15 protein-coding genes are annotated in these 20682 nt (G+C 61.7%); 9 read left to right on the top strand and 6 right to left on the bottom strand.

What is annotated here, in order from left to right; all coding sequences use genetic code 11:
• Positions 1–6 precede the first annotated feature (6 nt).
• Both pcaB and pcaCD read left to right on the top strand, forming a co-directional pair.
• Positions 7–1218, top strand: a complete 1212-nt coding sequence (pcaB, locus tag GTP46_RS04895; protein ID WP_161005506.1) for a 3-carboxy-cis,cis-muconate cycloisomerase — start codon at positions 7–9, stop codon at positions 1216–1218.
• Entirely contained in the window at positions 1215–2477 is a 1263-nt protein-coding gene (pcaCD, locus tag GTP46_RS04890) for a bifunctional 4-carboxymuconolactone decarboxylase/3-oxoadipate enol-lactonase PcaCD (RefSeq protein WP_161005505.1), read from the top strand. Before pcaB ends, pcaCD begins: the two co-directional genes overlap by 4 nt.
• Here pcaCD and GTP46_RS04885 read toward each other — a convergent pair.
• A complete protein-coding gene (locus GTP46_RS04885) occupies positions 2474–3643 on the bottom strand; it encodes a 4-hydroxybenzoate 3-monooxygenase (RefSeq protein ID WP_161005504.1) in 1170 nt (389 codons plus the stop codon). The genes pcaCD and GTP46_RS04885 overlap by 4 nt on opposite strands.
• Before the next feature lie 120 nt (positions 3644–3763).
• Here GTP46_RS04885 and GTP46_RS04880 point away from each other — a divergent pair, with 120 nt between their 5' ends.
• From GTP46_RS04880 to GTP46_RS04865, 4 genes are all read left to right on the top strand, one after another.
• Positions 3764–4627, top strand: coding sequence for a helix-turn-helix domain-containing protein (locus GTP46_RS04880; protein WP_161005503.1), 864 nt, complete (start codon positions 3764–3766; stop codon positions 4625–4627).
• A 42-nt stretch (positions 4628–4669) separates the two neighbouring features.
• Entirely contained in the window at positions 4670–6655 is a 1986-nt protein-coding gene (locus GTP46_RS04875) for a TonB-dependent receptor plug domain-containing protein (protein ID WP_161005502.1), read from the top strand.
• A 98-nt stretch (positions 6656–6753) separates the two neighbouring features.
• The gene (locus tag GTP46_RS04870) at positions 6754–8394 is read left to right on the top strand and encodes a methyl-accepting chemotaxis protein (RefSeq protein ID WP_161005501.1); all 1641 of its coding nucleotides are present in this window, start codon (positions 6754–6756) and stop codon (positions 8392–8394) included.
• 276 nt (positions 8395–8670) lie between these two features.
• Positions 8671–9264, top strand: coding sequence for a PEP-CTERM sorting domain-containing protein (locus GTP46_RS04865; RefSeq protein ID WP_229258805.1), 594 nt, complete (start codon positions 8671–8673; stop codon positions 9262–9264).
• 74 nt (positions 9265–9338) lie between these two features.
• Here GTP46_RS04865 and GTP46_RS04860 read toward each other — a convergent pair whose 3' ends face one another.
• From GTP46_RS04860 to GTP46_RS04840, 5 genes are all read right to left on the bottom strand, one after another.
• Positions 9339–11567, bottom strand: coding sequence for a putative bifunctional diguanylate cyclase/phosphodiesterase (locus GTP46_RS04860; RefSeq protein WP_161005499.1), 2229 nt, complete (start codon positions 11565–11567; stop codon positions 9339–9341).
• A 271-nt stretch (positions 11568–11838) separates the two neighbouring features.
• The gene (locus GTP46_RS04855; protein ID WP_161005847.1) at positions 11839–12579 is read right to left on the bottom strand and encodes a COG4705 family protein; all 741 of its coding nucleotides are present in this window, start codon (positions 12577–12579) and stop codon (positions 11839–11841) included.
• A gap of 28 nt (positions 12580–12607) precedes the next feature.
• Positions 12608–14695, bottom strand: coding sequence for a TonB-dependent receptor domain-containing protein (locus GTP46_RS04850; RefSeq protein WP_161005498.1), 2088 nt, complete (start codon positions 14693–14695; stop codon positions 12608–12610).
• Positions 14696–14765: 70 nt separating this feature from the next.
• Positions 14766–16079 carry an ATP-binding protein gene (locus tag GTP46_RS04845; RefSeq protein WP_161005497.1) on the bottom strand — a complete coding sequence of 438 codons (1314 nt, stop codon included), beginning with the start codon at positions 16077–16079 and terminating at the stop codon, positions 14766–14768.
• Positions 16076–16735 carry a response regulator transcription factor gene (locus tag GTP46_RS04840; protein ID WP_161005496.1) on the bottom strand — a complete coding sequence of 220 codons (660 nt, stop codon included), beginning with the start codon at positions 16733–16735 and terminating at the stop codon, positions 16076–16078. Before GTP46_RS04840 ends, GTP46_RS04845 begins: the two co-directional genes overlap by 4 nt.
• Before the next feature lie 161 nt (positions 16736–16896).
• Between GTP46_RS04840 and GTP46_RS04835 the strand changes: the two genes are divergently transcribed.
• From GTP46_RS04835 to GTP46_RS04825, 3 genes are all read left to right on the top strand, one after another.
• Positions 16897–19086 carry a TonB-dependent receptor gene (locus GTP46_RS04835; RefSeq protein WP_161005495.1) on the top strand — a complete coding sequence of 730 codons (2190 nt, stop codon included), beginning with the start codon at positions 16897–16899 and terminating at the stop codon, positions 19084–19086.
• A gap of 14 nt (positions 19087–19100) precedes the next feature.
• Positions 19101–19790, top strand: a complete 690-nt coding sequence (locus GTP46_RS04830; RefSeq protein WP_161005494.1) for an acid phosphatase — start codon at positions 19101–19103, stop codon at positions 19788–19790.
• Positions 19791–19973: 183 nt separating this feature from the next.
• A complete protein-coding gene (locus tag GTP46_RS04825) occupies positions 19974–20678 on the top strand; it encodes a hypothetical protein (protein WP_161005493.1) in 705 nt (234 codons plus the stop codon).
• Positions 20679–20682 lie beyond the last annotated feature (4 nt).

Below are 20682 nucleotides of genomic sequence, written 5' to 3'. Positions count from 1 at the left end.
TTATCCATGAGCGTATCAATCTTCGATAGCTTCCTCACCAGCAGCGACATGATCGCGGTGTTCGACGACGCCGCGATTGTGCAAGCCATGCTGCGCTTCGAACAGGCCTTGGCACAGGCGCAGGCCGATGTGGGCCTGCTGCCGCAAGCCACCGCGAATACCATCGCACAAGCCTGTGACGTGCAGCGCTACGACGTCGGCGCGCTGGTGGTCGCCAGCCGCCGTGCCGGCAGCCTGGCCATCCCGCTGGTGAAGGAGCTGACCAAATCCGTAGCAAACATCGACGCCGAAGCGGCCCGCAAGGTGCACTTCGGCGGCACCAGCCAGGACGTGATCGACACTGCAATGGTACTGGCCACGCGCGAAGCCTTGCAGCTGCTGGATGACGGCCTGCACGACCTGACTGGCCGCCTGCTGGAACTGGCCGAGCAGCACGCCGCCACACCGGTGCTGGCGCGCACACTGATGCAGCCGGCCCTCATCACCACACTGGGCTTCAAGTTCGCCGGTTGGCTAGCGCCGCTGGTGCGTGCACGCGCGCGCTTGCGCGAACACGCAGCCCGCGCCTTGCAATTGCAACTGGGTGGCGCGGTCGGCACGCTGTCCGTCATCGGCGAGCAAGGTCCGACGGTGGTCGAGCGCATGGCCGCCATCCTCGGCTTGCGCGCGCCGGACGCCGCGTGGCACACACAGCGCGACGAGTGGGTACGGCTGGGACTTGAAGTGGCTGTGCTGTCCGGCAGTCTGGGCAAGATCGCTGCGGACCTGAGCTTGATGGCACAAGGAGAGATCGCCGAACTGGCGGAACCGTCCGGCGAAGGCCGTGGCGGTTCGTCGGCAATGGCGCACAAGCGCAATCCGGTATCGTCGATGATCGCCTTGGCTGCCGCAACGCGCACGCCGCAGCACGCGGCCGCGCTGCTGGCGGCCATGGGTCAGCAGCACGAGCGTGGCCTTGGCAACTGGCAGGCGGAATTGGCCGAGTGGCCATCGCTATTCCTCAGCGCGCACGGCGCCTTGTACGCATTGAACGAAGCCCTCGCGGGCCTGCACATCGACAGCGCGCGCATGCTGCGCAATATCGGCGAATTCAAAGACCTGATCTATCCGGGCGACGCACAAGATGCCGCCGCGCTGGCGCGTCCGGCCCAGCGCCTCGCCGAACAACAGCTGCGCCAACTGCGCGCAGACATCACCAAACTCTCAACACCATCATGAGCTACGATCCTATCGACCACGACTTCGAACGCGGCCTGCACAACCGCCGCGCCATCCTCGGTGACGCATGGGTAGAGCGTTCGCTAAACAACGCCAACACCTTCAACGCCGATTTCCAGAACCTGATCACGCGCTTCGCGTGGAATGAAATCTGGGGCCGCCCGGGCCTGGAGCAAAAGACCCGCCGCGCCATCGTCCTGTCCATCACCATCGCGCTAGGCCGCTGGGAAGAATTCGACCTGCACGTGCGCGCTGCGTTGCTAGGCGAAGAAGGCAACCGCCTGACGCCGGACGAACTGAAAGAAGTGTTGATCCAGTCGGCCATCTACGCCGGCGTGCCGGCCGCGAACACCGCCTTCACCCACGCGCTGGCCATCCTGCGCGAAGTCGGCCCGCAAATCGGCTACGCGGTGGAGCCGTTCGCGCCTGCCGCCACCGCCCATCCCGGCATTGGCCGCGAAGGCCGCACCGCCAGCCTGCCTGCACTGCACTACAGCGTGCGCGGGCCGCGCAACGGCAAGACGCCGCGCCGCACCGTAGTCCTCAGCCACGCGCTGGGCTGCGACCTCACTATGTGGGATCACCTGGCCAACCTGCTGTCAGAAGACAGCCGCGTAATCGCCTACGACCATCGCGGCCAAGGTAGTTCCGACGCGCCGGCCGGTCCATACGCCATGGCAGATCTGGCCGACGATGCCGCGCGCCTGCTGCGCGAGCTGGATTCCGGCCCGGTGACATGGATTGGTTTGTCGATGGGCGGCATGGTGGGACAGGAACTGGCGCTGCGCCATCCCTCGCTGGTATCAGCGCTGGTGCTGGCCAATACCACGTCATCGTATCCGCCTGCTGCGCAAGCGATGTGGGAGCAACGCATCGCCACCGTGCGCGAAGGCGGCATTGCAGCGATTACAGAAGCGGTGATGGGACGCTACTTCCACGACGGCTTCCGCGCCGAACGCGGCGCCACGGTGGAACGCTTCCGCCGTCGCCTGCTGACTACTGACCAAGATGGCTACGTGGCCTGCTGCTCGGCAGTCGGCGGCGTAAATACTACTGCGCGCCTGCCAGGCATTAACGTTCCCGTGCTGGTCATCGCCGGCGAGCTGGATGCGGGCACACCGCCGGCGATGGCAGAAGAACTGGCGAAGCAGCTGCCCCGTGCGCAACTACGTGTGCTGCCGCAAGCCTCCCACATCAGCGCCATCGAACAACCTGCAGCATTCGCGGCGCTGGTGTTGGAGTTTTTGGCAGACGCTTAAAACGCGCCGACGTAGTTTTCAGCCAGCGCTGTCGCCAGCGCTGGCGATTTAACGATGTTTTCCAATTCCGCGCGCTGCATCTCGCGTTCAAACGGCGTATGGTCAGCAAAGGTATGCAGCAAACGGGTCATGGTCCACGAGAAGCACTCGGCGCGCCAGATGCGTTTCAATGCCTGCTTGGTGTAGCCCGCCAGCGTGGTCTCGCTGCCATTGTGATAGAACTCCTGCAGGCCTTGTGCCAGCAGCTTCACATCGGACACCGCAAGATTCAAACCTTTAGCACCAGTCGGCGGCACGATGTGCGCAGCGTCGCCGGCAAGGAACAAGCGGCCCGCCTGCATCGGCGTCGACACAAAGCTGCGCATGCCGATAATCCCTTTCTGAAAAATCTTGCCCTCCTTGAGTTTCCAGCCATCGTGATTCTCCAACCGCCCATGCAGCTCGGCCCAGATGCGGTCATCCGACCAGTTATCGACGCTGTCTTTCGGATCGCACTGGAAGTACAGGCGCTGCACAGTCGGCGAGCGGGTGCTGACCAGCGCAAAGCCGCGTTCATGCTGCGCATAGATCAATTCCTCGGACGACGGTGCCGATTCCACCAAAATGCCAAACCAGCCAAATGGGTAAATCTTCTGGTAGTCCTGGCGCGATGACTGATCTGGCATGGCGGGACGCGACACGCCATGATAGCCGTCGCAGCCAGCAATGAAATCCGCCTCAATGCGCAGCGCTTCGCCTTCATGGCGCAGCGTCACATAAGGATCGGTGGACGTCACATCATGCAGCGCAACCTCGCTCACTTCAAACAGGATGGTACCTTGCGCCGCCAGCCGCGCCGCCACCAGATCCTTCAGCACCTCATGCTGCGGATAGACGGTGATGGATTTTCCGGTCAGGCCATGCAGGTCGATGCGATGGCGCTTGCCGCCGAACGACAGCTCGAAACCGTGATGCAGCGCGCCTTCCTTGCGCATGCGTTCACCGACGCCGGCGGCGGTCAGCACATCCATCGTGCCCTGTTCCAACACGCCGGCGCGGATGGTGGCTTCGATGTCGGCGCGCGAACGGGTTTCAAGAACGATGGAAGAAATCCCTTGCAGATGCAGCAAATGGGACAGCAAAAGGCCGGCGGGACCGGCGCCAATAATAGCGACTTGGGTGCGCATGTTTTATCTCCAATGTTGTGTAGGTATGACGCCATCGTAGCGGCGTTAGCGCGCAAAAAACATGGATGAAAATCGCTAAAACTTGTACTATTTTGACAGACGAGAGACCAGCACATCGCCATGCCAACCACCGACATTCCCCAGTTCGCCCTGTACGGCGAGCAAACGCGCACCGTCAATGCGGAGTTTGTACATATTGAACTGATCGAGACGCGCAGCCGTCTGCACGACTGGCACATCGGCAGCCATACGCACCCCGGCTTATTTCAGGTACTTTTTCTACTGGGCGGCGAAGTCCGCGCCAGCATCGGCGACACCATATGGCAGCGTGGCGGCCCGGTCGCCATCACCATTCATCCGTCGGTGGTGCATGGCTTCGACTTCTCGCCGGAGGCGCACGGCTACGTACTGACGGTGGACCAAAACGTAATTTTCTCGGCCGCGCATGGGCAAGGTGATTTGTACTCACCGCTGTTCGTGCAGCCGCTGGCAATCGATCTTGGCGCGATCCAGCAACGGCTGGTGGCTTTGCTGGAAAACCTTCGGCTGGAAGCGGCATGGCCGGAATACGGCCACACGCTGATGCTGGAGTGGCTAGCGCGCAGCGCCTTGCTGCTGCTGGTGCGCGCGCAGGCCGAACACACGCTGGCCGACCAGTCGGGCCGCAGCGACTTCGAACTATTCAGCCGCTTCCGCGCGGAGGTCGAGCAGCACTACAAGGAACAGTGGCAGGTAGGCCAATACGCCGAGACGCTGCGCGTCACGCCGACGCGGCTGAACCGCTTGTGCCTCAAACTGTCCGGTCAATCAGCTTTCGATTTGACGCAGGACCGGCTAATGCTGGAAGCCTGCCGCAAGCTGACCTATCTCCCCGCCAGCATCGCCAGCATCGCTTATGAACTAGGTTTCCAGGACCCGGCCTACTTCAGCCGTTTGTTCAAGAAACGCATGGGCAGAACACCCAAGGATTTCCGGCGCAGCTAGGTTCTTGTTGCGGTCCGAAGGTGTTCATTGCACAATGTCGGGATGAGCCGAACGATCTCCCTCCGCCAAGCCATCCTTCTTGCCTGCGCGCTTGCCGCCGCCGGGCAGGTTGGCGCGCAGTCGTTCGCGCCGGCATACTTCAACCAGTTTCAGTCGAATAGCGCGATGGATATGGTGTCGCGCTTGCCGGGCTTTGTGTTTGAAGGCGGCAATCCGGGGCGCGGCACGGCCGGCAATGTGCTGATCAACGGCAAGCGCCCTACTTCCAAAACCGAACCGCTCAGCGATGTGCTGGGCCGCATCCCGGTTGCGGCGGTCGAGCGCATCGATGTGATCAATGGCGGCAGCAGCGGTATCGACATGCAAGGCTACCCGACAGTCGCCAATGTGCTGCTCAAGCCGATGGACCTGGTGGCCGCGTCCACCACGGTGTCCAGTTTTGTGATGCCGGACGGTAGCCTGCAGCCTACGCTGGACGGCAACTACAGCCTGAAACGCGGCGACAAGAATATCAATGTCACGGTGGGCTGGCGCCGCTCGCCGGATACCGGCCAGGGACACGGCTCGCGTACCACGCAGTACGCCGACGTTACGCCGACTGCCGAAGTGGCTATCAACGGTGCGGGCATCTCGGAAAACAAGTCGGTCAAGCTGAACTATGGGCAGGACGTGCTGGATGGCCAACTGACCTTGAGCGGCGCAGTCAATCCGTGGTCCTACCAGTCACAGATTCACTTTGATGGTGCAGCCCCTGCACTGAACATCAACGACAACGGCGGCCGCACGGTGGAACAGGGCCTGGCCTACACGCGCGACCTTGCCCGCGGCGCCAGCATGGACCTCAAGCTACTGCACCGCGCCTCCGAAAACGGCAACGACTGGGGCTATGCCACCGGCGGCGGCACCGCACACTCGCTCACCACCAACACCGCCAGCGAACAAGTCGTGGCTGGCCAGCTGATCTGGCAAGCGCACGATGGCGTGGTGATACGCGGCGGCATCGAACACTCGGTCAACGCTAACGACACCAGCAACACCTATCAGGCTAACGCGCAGTCCGTCGTCACGCCAGGCGTCGGCGCGCGGATACAGGAATCGCGCATCGAGGGCCAATTGTCCTCGGCGTGGCAAGTGGACAGCTCGCTCAACGCCGAGGCAGGCGTGCGCATCGAGCACTCCAGTATGAGCACCAGCGCCAATCAGCAGGACGGCAAGGCTTACGTCTATCCGAAGCCGAGACTGCGCTTGTCGCTGTCGCCTTCCCAAGCGCTGCAACTGCGCCTGCGACTGGAACGCGAAGTCAGCCAGTTCAATTTCTACGACAACGCTGGCTATTTCGGCATGGCCGACAAAACGCTGCGCGCCGACACGCCCGACCTGGTGCCAGCAAAGACATGGTTGTGCGAAGGCGCGCTGGAATACCGCTTCTGGGAACGCGGCGCGGCCATGCTGAGCTACACACAAGCGCACATCAGCGACGTCATCGACCGCATGCCGATCCGCACTGCCTCGGCCATCGTCGACACGGCCGGCAATATCGGCGATGCCAATACCGACAGCGTCACCGGCATGCTGAACCTGCCAACCGACAGCTGGGCCGTGCCGCAAGGCTTGCTCAAGCTGTCGACCACCTGGCGCTCGTCGTCGGTGACCGATCCGGCCACGCAGGCCACGCGCCGCCTGTCCGGCGAGCAGCCGCTGGCCTGGCGGGTGGAGTTTTCGCAAGACTTGCCGGCGCAGCGCGCCAACTGGGGCTTCTCGGTCGACAACGGCTGGAGCAACGATAACTGGCAAGTGGCCGAGCGCGACACCAGCAGCGGCAGCAACTGGGCGCGCGCCTTCGTCAACTTCCGCCCGGCCTCCAATATGATGCTGACGCTGGAACTGAACAATCTGGCCAGCCGCACCATCAGCTACGACCGTACCCATTACGCCGGCAACGACCGCCTGGCCAGCGTCGATTTCACCGAACACAACATCACCCGTACCCAGCCTTACGCCATGCTGCGCCTGCGCACCGACTGGTGAGTGTTGTTCCTGTGCAAAAATGATACTTTCAGGAATTAGTTTAGACCTAAATCTGTTAGTATGCAGTCCACTTTTCACACTCTCGCACAGGACTGTACATGCACGGCCACGAAACCGTTCTTGAAGACGGCAAGCCTATCGTCACCACCACTGACCTCAAGGGCCGCCTCACCTACGTCAACTCCACCTTCACTGACGCCAGCGCTTACACCGACGAGGAACTCCACGGACGCGAACAAAATGCGCTCTACCACCCGGACATGCCGTCCGACGTCGATGCCGACATGTGGCGCACTGTGCTGTCCGGCGAACCGTGGCGCGGACTGGTCAAGTACAGCGGCAAGCATGGCGGTTATTTCTGGTGCATCGCCAACGTTACGCCGGTGATTGAGGGCGGCAAGACCACCGGCTTCATGTCGGTGTGCACCAAGCCGAAACGCGAACAAATCCAGCAGGCCGAACAACTGTACCGCACCCTCAAGGGCGGCAATCCAGACGGTGTGCGCATCGTGCGCGGCGCGGAAGCGGCACGCGGCTGGAAAAAAATCACCAACGCCCTGCGCGACGTCACGCTGGCGCAGCGCCTGGCGCTGAGCTTTGGCAGCATGGCGCTGCTGGCATTGCTGATGGCCAGTCATGCACTGTTCGATTTCTCCGACAACACACTCATCGCAATGGCGCTGCTGACCGCAACGCTGTCCTTGTATAGCTGGCGCAACCTGCACGTGGCTATCGTGGCACCGATCCAAGCCAGCATCAAGGCCACCCGTATTTTGGCGGGCGGCGACCTGACCACCCGCATGGCAGTCGACCGTCATGATGAACTGGGTCAGCTGCAAGCCTTTGTGCGCCAGCTGAACCTGAACCTGGCGTCGATTCTGGTCGACATTCGCAGCAATTTCAGCCTGACCCGCAGCACCACCACCCAGGTGCGCGCGGCCAATAGCGACCTGTCGGCACGCACCGAAGCGCAAGCGGCCAACCTGGAACAGACCTCGGCCCACATGGGCCAGATCACCGGCATGGTTGGCCAGACCGCCGACAACGTCAACACCGCCAGCGGCGTGGCCAGCGAAGCGACGGCCCTGGCCGAACGCACCGGCGTGGCAGTGACGCAAGTGGTGGCGGCGATGAATGACATCAGCCAGTCCTCGCGCAAGATCGTCGACATCATCAGCCTGATCGACGGCATCGCGTTCCAGACCAACATCCTGTCGCTGAACGCGGCGGTGGAAGCGGCACGCGCCGGCGAGAGCGGCCGCGGTTTCGCGGTGGTCGCCAACGAAGTGCGCAGCCTGGCGCAGCGCAGCGCGGCGGCGGCCAAGGAAATCAAGGCCCTGATTGACACTTCGACCGGCAAGATTGAAGTCGGCGCCGGCATGGCCAGCGCCGCCGGTGAAGATATGCAGGCGGTGATTGCGGCCATCGGCCGGGTCGCTTCCATCATGGGCGACATCAGCGGCTCGACGCGCGAGCAAAACAGCGGCGTGCACCAGGTGCAGGATGCCATCATGCAGCTGGACGAAGTGACGCGCCAGAATGCGCAGATGGTGGAAGAAGCCTCGGCCGCCACCGCCGTGCTGGACATGCAAACCCGGGCCGTGGCCAAGGCGCTGGAAGTCTTCAAGCTGCCGCCACAGGGCGGCGCCAAAGGTAAATCCGGCGCGCAGCTGGTGCTGAAAAAGTCACGCAGCGTGGAACCGGCGTACGCGCCGGCGCCACAGGCTCGCCGCGCCTGACTCACCTCTTTCCTGCATTAAATCTTCCTTTCCAGCAGTTCTTGGCCGCCTTAGCCTTTGATAAACATCAAGGGCTGGTGGCCATTAACCCATGGCAACAAGCGTTGCAATTCAGCGATTACATGTTGACAAGTTAGTTTCAAATGTTGTAACCTGCAAATAATCAATAAAGGTGGCAACATGAAAACAATCGGGATATTTCTTGCAAGTGCTGCGTTGTGTGCGTCTGCGCATGCGACAGTTTATGAATATGACTTCACCGCCAACATCCAGGAAATGGTTGAATTCTCGCCATCGACCGGTACGGGCGGCTTGGTCGGCTCCAGCAGCATGTCAGGCAATACCGTCTCGGTTGGCGACTTTGTGTACGGCCACTTCAGCTATGACACCGTGACTGGCCTGATCGGCAACTTCGGCGCCGGTCCGGTCTACTCCGCTAGCGGCGCGGGCAATTCGGTAGTGGCCAATCTGGCAGGCCACAACCTGGCACTGGCCTCAACCACTTCCGACAGCACGCTGGTGCAGGTGTCAAACAACGCCGCCATCTTGGGCGGCGGCGACAGCCTGGCCATCGGCAACGTGCAAGAAAATGCAGCGGCATCGCAAATGATGGTGCTGGATTTCTTCGACCAGACCGGCAACGCACTGGCCAATGACAGCATTCCAGGCACCATCGACGCCAGCGCTTTCAGCCAGTCGACGTTCTACTACCTGTACACCAACAAGGGCAACCGCAACATGATGGGCGCGAACGGCGCCCTGACCTCGCTGACCCTGGTCACGGCGGTACCTGAGGCCGATAGCTACGCCATGCTGCTCAGCGGCTTGGGCATACTGGGCCTGCTGGCGCGTCGCCGTCGTCAAAAGTAAGCTCCTACATCACGCCGCGCACGACCAGCTCAAGTATTTGGTCGCGCTGGCGGCGCTGACCACCACGCCATCGATCAAATACTCAGCGTATGGCGCGCTGGCGGGCATGGACGCACCGTCAAATTTGCCGACAGTTCGCCGTGCTGCGCCAGCAGACTGTGCAGTTCCATCGGCCGGCCGGACAAGTAGCCTTGCACCTGCGTGCAATCGAACTGCCGCAGGAAGCCCAGCTGCGCGGCGCTTTCCACGCCTTCCGCGATAATCCGCAACTGCATGTTGAGGCCGAGGTCGATGATGGTGCGGACGATGGCGCAATCGTTGCGGTTGTGCGGCACGCCTTGCAGGAACACGCGGTCGATTTTGATCGAGCTGATCGGCAAGGTCTTCAGCAGGGACAGCGAGGAATAGCCCATGCCGAAATCGTCGAGGCTGATCTCAAAACCCAGCCGCACCAGCTCCTGCATGATGGGCAAAGTCTTTTCGATGCGCCGCATGATCACGCCTTCGGTCAGCTCCAGGCAGATGCGCGCCGGATCAACGCCGGCGGCCTCGACGATAGCCATTAACTCGCGCGGCAAATCGTCGTCGAGGAACTCCGGCGCAGCCATGTTGACGTGCACCTGGATGTCCGGCAGCCCGGCCGCCTGCAAGCGTGGCAGGTCGCGGCACACCTGCTCGATCACCCAGCGGCCAATGTAGACGATCAGCCGGCTTTGCTCGGCCACCGGGATGAACTGGTCAGGCGGCACGATGCTGCCATCGGCCTTGCGCCAGCGGATCAAGGCCTCCAGCCCGACCACCTTGTCGTTTTGCAGGTCGCAAATCGGCTGGTACTCGACGAAGAACTCATTGCGCTGCAGGGCATCCTGCAAGGCCGACAGCATCAGCAACTGCGCCGCCACTACGCGCTGCTGGGTATCGGATTCGTTGCAGAAATAGCTGACCAGGTTGCGGCCATTGCGCTTGCTCAGGTACATGGCGGCGTCGGCCGAGTGCAGCAGCTGGGCCGTATCGGCGCCGTGCAGCGGGAACAAGCTGACGCCGATGCTGGCCGAGACCGACAAGTCGTGTCCAAGGTAATTGAACCGCGTGCGAGCGGCGTCGAGGATCTCCGCAGCCAAGACATCGAGCACTTGCTGGCCAGCGCCAGCCGGCGTCATCATGGCGAACTCGTCGCCGCCAAGACGCGCGATGCGGGCCCCGGCCGGCGCCAACTGCCGCAAGCGCTCAGCGAACTGGCACAGCACCATATTGCCAGCCGCGTGGCCAAAGCCGTCATTAATCGGCTTGAATTGGTCCAGGTCGATGTACAGCAGGCCGAAGCGCTCGCCCCGCGCGCAAGCTGCATCCAGCAACGCATGGAAGTGGGCGCGGTTGAACAAGCCAGTCATCTCATCGGTCTGGGCCAGCACGCGCACCCGCTCCTGCTGCACCATGCGCTGGCCGGCCTGGGCGATCAAGGCGGAGATCGACTCAGCCAGCCCCGGCAGCTGCGCCTCGCGCTGGCGCGGTTCGGCGCTGAAGAATTCCAGCACCCCCACGCTGTGCAAGCGCTCATCAGCGCCAACATAAGTCACCGGGAAGAAGAAGCCCGATTGCAAGCCGCACTGTGCCGCCGCCTGCACCCGCGACACATCGCCGTGCGCAGCGCTGACATCGACCCACAGCGACTGGCCGCTCAGCCAGGTCTGGCCGACTGCGCCATCACCAGCTTGAACCGCCAGCATGGCGGCGGCACTGCGCAACTGTAAATAGTCGCGATCTGGTGTGTGCCAAATATGGCGGCAGCGCAGCACTTCAGCAGCGCCGCTGTGGTCCAGCGCCCAGAACGCGCCCCACTCCCAGCCCAGCTCTTCGCACACCAGGTGGATGATCTTGTACACCGCCTCATCCAGCGTATCGGTGCCGATCAAGTATTGGGTCAGCGCGAAGTTGAAGCGTTCACGCAGCGCAGCGCGCTTCATCAGCGTGACATCGGTCAGCATGCCGTTGACGACCGTGCCCTGCGGCGAGGCCACCGACTGCAGGCGCAGCCAGCGCACGCCCTGCTCGCGCTCGATCAGGCGGAATTCACAGGCCACCGCCGCGCCACGGCTGGCGATGGCGTCCAACGCGCCATCGAGCACGTCGCGATCCTCCGGCACCACCCGCAACCGCCATGGCTGCCCTGCTTCGCGGGATTCCATTCCCAGCAAGCGCATCGCCACTGCGGACAGGCTCAAGTGTGGTGTGCCGCGCACCATCGACCAGCGTCCCAAACCGGCAATTTCATCGATAGGATCGGTCTGGTCGTTATTCGTCATTGTGCATACACTGGTTCCGAAAATGGTCAAGAGTGGCTTTCCTGCACCATAAACATGCACCAGCGCAGGCTAGCCCGCTGCTATGCAGTATTCGTGCCAGCCTTCAAAAGCTGACAATAATTCTGCCAGTGTATTCTTGCAGGCGACAGCATCCGGATGGCTGGCCCGCAGCGCATCAAACGCGCGGTTCAGCGCCTAGTCGCATAGCGCCCAGCCGTGGGACATTGGCATTGGCCAGAATCATGCGAGGGAATTTCGTGATGAATCCTTTCTAGGGTTGGGAAGAAGCCGGTGACGACGAACGGCTCAGCACAGCAACCAGCCCGGCAATCACCAGCAGGAAAACAATGCTGGTATTGACCGTGCCCCAGCCGATGCCGCCATACTCCGGGGCTTGCGACAACAGGTCGCCCAGCGAAGCGCCGAGCGGCCGGGTCAGGATGTAGGCCAGCCAGAACGTCAGCACCGGATTGGCGCCGCAGCGGAAAGCCACATAAATAGCCGCAATCAGGCCGCCGAACACCAACACGCCCACACGGAAGCCAAGGCCCAGCGCGTCGGTGGCCAGGTCGCCGGCGGCAGTACCAAGCGCAAAAGTGAACAGAATCGCGGCCCAGTAAAACAGTTCGCGCTGGCGCGTGAAGATGGTGTGGATGGACAAAGTCCGCTCCCGCCGATACCACAGGAAAAACACGGTAGCGAGCAGCAGGCTAAATACGGCGGTGCTGGCGTACAGGCTGACTTCCATGCCATCCGTCAGCGCGTCAGTGATCTGCGTTCCGACCACGCTCAGCAGCACAACCGTCAACCAGTACACCCACGGCACATAGCGTTGCTGTCGCAATTGCCACACCAGCACGGCCAGTAGCAAGCAAGCGCTGATGGCGTCGGTCATCAGCGTGCCCAGTCCGACGTTGACCGCCAGATAATCGGCCCCGGTCTCGCCGACAGTGGTGGACAAGATTTTGATCAGCCAGAAGCTCAGTGTCACCTCAGGCACTTTGTTCAGCATGGCGTTCGGTCGCATATTTCTCTCCCGGTTATTCGTAGTTGAATTCAGCATCTTTGGCCTTGCGGACACCGCCAAAGTTGTAGGACAGCCCCACGTAGGCAACCTGTCCCATTTGCTGGCGGCGGTAGGTACCGCTGAAATCCGCCGTCTCATACACGCGGCGCTGGCGTTGGGTATTGAAGGCATCGGACAAGGTGGCCACCATCGTCCACTGCTCATCGACCTGGCGGCGGTAACCGAGATTGAAGACGGCGAACGGCAGAATGTAGCCCTGCGGCGTCAAGCGTTTGCCACGGTAGTTGGCGCCGAACTGCACGCGGTCACGCACGCCGAGCTGGTAGTCAAGCGTACCCTTACCATTGAAACCGGCATTGGAGCGGTTGCTGCCGCCAGCCAGCGCCGGACCGGTCAGCTGGTTGTAGAACAGGTTGCCGCTGGTGTTGTAGTTCAAACCCGGCAGCAGCTTTCCTGCCGCTGCGAACTCAACACCACCCGACTGGGTGGTCGGCATATTGGCCTTGGTGACCAGCACCACACCGTTATCCAGCGGCGTCAGGACCTCGGTATCGCCATCGCGGCTGCGACGGTAGTAGCCGGTCAAGCCGTAGGACACACCACCCGCTTCGTGCCGATAGCCCAGCTCCAGCGCGTCGGTCAACTGTGGCCGCAGCGCCGGATTACCTTGCCGCAGATTCCTTGGATCGGCCGCGTTGAGGTAAGGATTGAGGTCTTCCGGATCGGGCTTCTTGACGCGCTTGCTGTAGCCAAGCGATAGCACATCGTTGTCATTCAACGTGTACAGCAAGTTCAGCGTTGGATACAGCTTGCGGTAGTGCTGCGTGCTGGCGTCGCCTGAAATGCGCTGCAAAGTGCGGATGTCGGTTTGCTCCACACGCAGGCCGCCCAGCATTTCCAGCGCGCCGCGCTTCATCGCGTAGGTGGTGTAGATGGCGTTGACGGCCTGGCGATAACGGAAGTTGTTGTCGGCGGCGGGATTGCGTGTGGGCGGTTCGCCATCGCCTGTCGCGCTCCAGTTGTTGAAGCTGTTGTGGTTGTATTCAACGTCGTAGCCCATTTTCAGCGTCGCGCCCTCGCCGTTTGGGCGCACATAGCCTCCGGTGAATTTCGACACGTCATAGACTTGCTGGTTGAAGTCACGCTGCAAGGCGGGATCGGCGTGCAGGGTCCGATAGTCGTATTGATTGGTTTCGATGGAGTGGCTACGCTGCAGATAGAGCGATAGCGCTTCGCCCGGTTGCACCAGCTTGTGGTCATAACTCAAGGCCACGCCGGCATCAGTGCGCGGACCGCCGCCATTGCCATAACGCTGGAAGGCCGGCAGCCCAGCAGTCGCCGTGTCTTGCGATGAAATGCGCTGTTCATGGCGATCGGCATAGTCGAGCGTCAGGCCTAAGGTCTGGGTATCGTCAGGTTTATACTTGGCCGCGCCTTTGCTGTACCAGCGGTCGTTGGTCTCATCCAGCACCTGATGTGAGCTGGTGAGATCGCCACCACGAGGGCCGGCCAGGCTGTCGCTGACCCGCTGGCGCCAGTCCTTACGGTTGCCGACGCTGCCGCTCAGGTCAAGCGCGCCGGTGTTGTAGCTGCCGGACAGCGCACCGTTATGGCGGCTGTCATTGCCCAGATTAGCCAGCAGCTGCCCCGCCGCGCCGGCCTTGCGGTTCTTCTTGGTGACGATGTTGATCACGCCCCCCGCGCCATCCGGCTTGAACTCGGCCGACGGCGAGGTAATGACTTCGATTTGCTCAATATCCGCCGCGGCAAAGCCCATCAGCGCGCCGCCACGTGCTGCGCCTTGCATCTGGCTAGACGGTTTGCCGTCGATCAGGATGGTGACGCTGCTGTCACCGCGCAGACTGACGTTGCCATCGATATCCACGTCCACCGCTGGGATATTGTTCAGCAGGTCGCTAGCATTGCCGGTGGTAGATTGCAGGTCGGCGTCGGCGCGATAGACCTTGCGGTCAATTTTATTGATGACGTCAGCGCGCTTGCCCGCCACCACCACGGTGGATGGCGCATCGCTGTTTTGCGCATGAGCGACGACGGCTGCTAAGGCCAAACTGGTGGACAACAAGGAGCGGGGCAAAGACATACGGTAGGTGCTTTCGATAACGGCAATAAGTAGATGCAGCCATTACACCAAACCGTTCATTAACTGCGGATTAAGCGGCCCCCACCGGCTGCGCCGGGAAGCGCACCGTGACTTCCAGCCCACGGCTGCCATTGCTGCCGAGGCGGACGCTGGCCTGGTGCGCATCCGCCACGCTCTTGACGATGGACAGTCCCAGCCCGCTGCCCCAAACGGTATTCCCATCGGGCCGATAGAAGCGGTCAAACAAGCGCTCACGGTTGGCCTCCGGCACGCCAGGCCCATTGTCGGTGACCCGCAGGAATGGCGCGCCATGCTCCCGGCCCAGCGCCACGTCCACCTGCCCACCGAACTGGGTGTAGCGCAAAGCGTTATCGACCAGATTGCTCAACATGACAGCCACGCCGTCCGGATAGGCAGTGATATCGAACGCTTCGTCATCGGCACTAAGGCCCAGTTCGATTTGCTTGCTGTCGGCGTAAATCGCATGGTCGGCCACCACCTGCCGGGCCAGCACCAGCATGTCGAAGCGATGATAGACGGGCGCTGCGCCGCCTTGTTCCTGCCGCGCCAGCGTCATCAACTGGTGCACCAGATGGGTCGCCCGGTCCAGGCGCTCGTGCAATTTGCGGAAGGAGCTTTGCCGGCTGGCGTCGTCGGAGTGCTCGGCTAGCTGCAATTGCAGCTTCAGCGCGGTCAGCGGCGAACGCAGTTCGTGGGCCGCATCCGCTACAAAATTACGCTGCGTGGCGATCGCGCTTTCGACCTTGGCCAGCAAAACATTCAACGCCGTCACAATCGGATGCAGTTCCGGCGGCAAGCCGCTTGCCGCCAGCGGTTGCAGGGCGGTCGGCGTACGTCCACGCACGGCTTGGGTCAGTTTATCTAGCGGCCGCATGGCGCGCCCCACCACCACCCAGATCATGATCGCCATTGCCGGCAGTAACAGCAGCAAAGGCGGCGCGATGCGCAGCGCCATGCTGGCCGCGACGTGCTGGCGGATCGCAATCGGTTGCGATACCTGGACGTTGAAGCCCGCCACGGTATCCGAATACACGCGCCAACGCTCGCCCTTGAAGCCGACCGTGTAAAAGCCTTGCGGACGCGGGAACTGCAACGCCGGCGCCACCGAAGACAGATGCACCGGCACGCCCTCGGCCGTCCATGCCTGCACCTCGAAACGCTCATCGGGATCATTTTCGCGCGGTAGCTTCCAACCCTGCCGGGCCTGCAGCGGCAGCGACCAGGCCAGCAGCCGCAGGCGCTGGTCCGATTGCTCATCGGCCTCATGGTCGGCCAGCCCGTACAGCAGCATGGCCGCCGCCAGCGTGCAGCCAATCGCACCGGCCAGCAGGCCGATCAACAAACGGGTACGGATAGTCATCATGCAGCGGACAATTTATAGCCCACGCCACGGATGTTCTGGATGAAGCCAGTCCCCAGTTTCTTGCGCAAGTGATGGATGTAGACGTCGATGGCATTGCTGCCGATTTCCTCGCCCCAGCCGTAGATCCGGTCTTCCAACTGGCTCTTGGAGACGACCTTGCCCGGCGTATCGAGCAAGGCGCGCAGCACGGCAAACTCACGTGCTGGCAAATGCAACGGCGCTCCGTCCAGACTGGCAACGTGGGCGGCCATATCCATCTGCAGTCCACGATAGTTGACCACCGCCTGATGCTGCGGCTTGCCACGGCGTAGCAAAGCACGGATGCGCGCCAGCAGCTCATCGACCTCAAATGGCTTGACCAGGTAATCGTCAGCACCACCGTCCAGCCCTTCGACACGGGAGGCCGTAGCGTCGCGCGCTGTCACAATCAAAATCGGCGTCGCACCACCATGCGCCCGGTACTGCCGCAATACCTGCATGCCTTGCTTTTGTGGCAAGCCGAGGTCCAGCAGCACCAGGTCATATACGTCCTGGCGCAGGGCCAGCAAGCCGCTATCGCCGTCACGAACCCAGTCCACGGCGTAGTTTTCACGCCGCAGGACTTCCTCCATGCTTTCCCCGATCATCGGGTCGTCTTCGATCAACAGCAGACGCATTACCACACCTTGCGCAAGAAAATGACCGCGCCAGCATGCCTTGGCAATCATTAAACGCGAATTAAGAAATCAAAATACAACGTCCATCTTCGCGTGTCATGGAGGCGACATAAAGCGCTTCTAACCTCTGCTGCTTTTCATCCCCTGCTAAAGGACGCTTGATGTACCCTCAATCCCTCCCTCCACGTTTCGCGCTGGCGCTGCTGGCTGGCTTGCTGCACACCGTCTACGCCCAGGCGGCCGATACGCCCGCTGCGACGGATAGCGACGCCAACGCGGCGACCGCCCCTACCGCAGTGGTGGAAATCCGCTCGTCGCTGAATACCGCCGCTGCGGCCGCGCCATCCAAAGGTTCACTGGACGCCCGCTCGGCGTTGTCCGAAGTCAGCGACCAGTTTGTGCGCGACTTCACCTCGCCGGTGGCGGACTATAGCCAGGTGCTGCAAATGGCGCCGGGCATGTTCAGCTACAGCCCCAATGGCGTCGGCCTTGGCGATAACAAGACCACCATGCGCGGCCTCGGCGACGGCAACAGTGTGATTGCTTTTGACGGGATTCCATTCAACGATACCAACGGCGTCAGCCACCACGCCTGGGTGTTCTTCCCTAGCCAGTTCACCGGCGGCGCCGTGATTGATCGCAGCCCCGGTTCGGCGGCCACCATCGGCCAGGCCACCTATGGCGGCTCGATCAACCTGCTGTCGCGCGATCTGGAAAGCCAGCAGCGCACCAGCGTTACCGGTTCCCACGGCACCTGGGACACCACCTTGGTCGGACTGGAACACGCCACCGGCAATTTTGGTACGGATGGCAGCTCCAACCTGCTGGTCAACTTGCACGAAATGAAATCGGACGGCTACCAGACCTTCAACCAGCAAAAGCGCGATGCCGCCTCGCTCAAATACCGCTACCAGGTCAGCGAAAACACCGCCGTGACGCTGTTCTCCTCCTGGCTGAACTTGACCAACAACACGCCGAGCATCAAGGGCGTGAGCCGCGCCAACTACAACCAAGGCAACTACAACACCTTGCTGAGCGGCGACCCAAGCAAGGGCAACTACTGGGGCTACAACTTCTACGACATCTCGACCGCGTTCAATTACCTCGGCGTGACCAGCAACCTCGGCGGCGGCTGGAAGCTGGAAGACAAAGCCTACGTCTACCGCTACTGGAACAAGCAGAACTACAACAACAGCACCACCGTCATCAGCGCCACCAGCGCGGTTGACAAACTCAACTCCTACCTGACCAAGGGCAACCTGCTGCGCCTAAGCCAGGAATCGTCGCTGGGCGTGCTGCGTACTGGCCTCTGGTACGACTACGCCAAGAGCTACCGCTACCAGATCCAAAGCGATCCGCGCACCTGGGTTGACCAGGCAATCCCCAACTTCAGCGAAACGTACCAGACCACCACGGTCCAGCCTTACGTTGAATTTGAGTTCCACGTCACGCCGGCGCTGCAAATCACGCCCGGCGTCAAATACGCTTCTTACAAGCAGAACTTCCGTCACCTGCAAGACAACGGCGGCGCGGTCGGCAAGCTGGGCGGCGCGCCCTACATCGACAATGGCGTGAAGTACACCGACACCTTGCCGTCGCTGGACCTGCACTACCAGCTGGCGCCAACCTGGAGCGCCTACGCACAAATCGCTCGCGGCGACCAGATTCCATCGACTGGCGTGTTCGATGTGCCGAACGCCAAAGTCGCCACGCCGCCAAAGGCCACCAAGTCCACCACCACCCAGTTCGGCACCGTATGGCAGTCGGACAAATGGAGCTTGTCGGCAGACGCCTACCGCATTCGCCTCGACAGTCCATACTCATCGTCGCTGGATCCAATCAGTGGCGAGCCGGTCTACTACCTGAACGGTAAGGAGATCAGCCAAGGTGTGGAAGCGGAAGGCACGGTCTTGCTGGGGAGCGGCTTCAGCATCTACGGCAACGCCACGGTCGGCACCACCAAATATGACACCGGCAAATGGGTGGCGGGTGCACCTGCCAACACCGAAACCGTGTCGCTGAATTACCAGCATGGCGGCTGGAATACTGGCCTGTTCGTCAAGCGCGTCGCCAAGGTGTATGCCGATAACGGTGCAACGCATGAAGCGTTCGCCATCGATCCAGTCACACTGGCCAACCTGTTCATCAACTACCGCGTCAAGAATCCTGTTGGCTTCGTCAAAATGGCCAAGCTGCAGATGGGCGTCAACAACCTGTTCGACCGCCACAACATCGTTGATATCGCTTCGGCAGGCAGCAAAACCAGTTCCAGCGCCGCACCATCGCCAGCCGACCTGCTGACTGTGCTGCCAGCACGTAGCGTCTCCGCCACCCTAACTCTCGACTTCTAATGAAAGTCCACTCCATGCGTAAACTTGCCCTCCCACTGCTGGCCCTGCTGGCCGCGCCAGCCTTTGCCGCCGAACCGATCTTCGCCGCCCCGGCGCAAACGCAGGCGCAATTGATCTTGCCGACACCGCCGCAAGCTGATTCCGCTGTTACCAAAGCCGAACTGGCGGAACTGCATCGCCTGCAATCCGCCCGCACCAGCGCCGACGAAGCACAGGCCAAGGCAGACGATAGCGAGGAATCGCTGTTCATCTATAAAACCGTGCTGGGTGAAAAATTCAATCCGGCCGCCCTGCCGCTGACTACCGCGTTCGGCAAGCGCGTGAAAAACGACGAAGGGATTAACGCCAACCCGGCCAAGGACGCGTTCAAGCGCATCCGTCCTTACAATCTCGATAAAACGCTGCAGCCGGTTTGCAAAACCAAGACCAAGGACGATTCCTATCCGAGCGGTCACGCCACCGCTGGCTATCTGGCGGCGCTGACCTTGATCGAGATGGTGCCGGAACAGCGCGACGCCATCCTGGCAAGGGCCGATGCCTATGCCCGCAATCGCCTGGTGTGCGGCGTGCACTATCCGAGCGATATTGCGGCGTCCAAGCTGCTGGCGTACACCACCCATGCGGTCATGAACACTAATCCGCAATATCAGGCGGAGCTGGTGGCCGCCCGCGCCGAGCTGCGCCACCAGCTGGGCCTGGAGTAATGCCGGACGGCGCTGCGGGCGACTATTCGTTGGCGGCGCCGCGTCCACCAAGATTGGCATTGATACCGGCCGCCAAGTCTTCGGGGTCCAGCGATTCGTAATCCATGCATCACCTCCTGCGCTGAGGGTAACGAGTTGAGGATTAACGCTGCATTACGTCCCGCATACGCTATCATGCTGCACATGAGTACTATTGACCTTCCCTTCCGCGCTACGATTGAAGAAGCCTGCGCCTGGATGACACAGCAGACCGGCGATGCCTGGACCTTGACGCGCCTGCTCGAACACGAACTGACACCCGTGGTATGGCTGGACTATGACGCCGCCTATCCCGAGCTGTTTGGCGACGCCAACGGCGGCTATGCAGCGCCAATTTTTTTCAAGGACGACGTAGCGCGCCTTGCGGCCGGCAGCGAAGATATCCTGATTACCTACACCAAGGACGCTTACAAACTTCCGGCCCGCCTGCCTGAACCCGGCTTTCGCAGGCCGCTCGACCAGTTACGCTTTCAGAAGAAAGACCTGGAGCGCCTGGTCGGCCAGCTAAAACAAGAAGCCCAGCACAAGCCGCAGCCCGCCGCCAAGGAGTCGGAATCGGGTATCAGCAAAGATGAAGTACTCCTGGCGTTTTCGTCGATTGTGCGCCTGGACCTGGCGCGGGCACTGGACGACGCCACCGGCATCTTCGGCGACGATGGCGCGCGCGTCAAAGCCAGCGCCCGCAAATCGAAACGCAACGCGGTCTGGAATCCGGTCACGCTGGCGCTGGGGCTGCATGACGTCTACCGTGCGCCACTCGGTGCATTAAAGCGCGCATTCAAGTCGCACGACTTTTTGCAGGCGTGGCAAGGCAACTGGGAAGAGTCGCTGCGCTTGCTGGGCAAATAATCAC

This window comes from Duganella flavida (assembly GCF_009857445.1).
Classification (GTDB): Bacteria; Pseudomonadota; Gammaproteobacteria; order Burkholderiales; family Burkholderiaceae_D; genus Rugamonas; species Rugamonas flavida.
The sequence above is the reverse complement of the archived record's forward strand: the minus strand, read 5'-3'. Positions and strand labels throughout refer to the sequence as shown.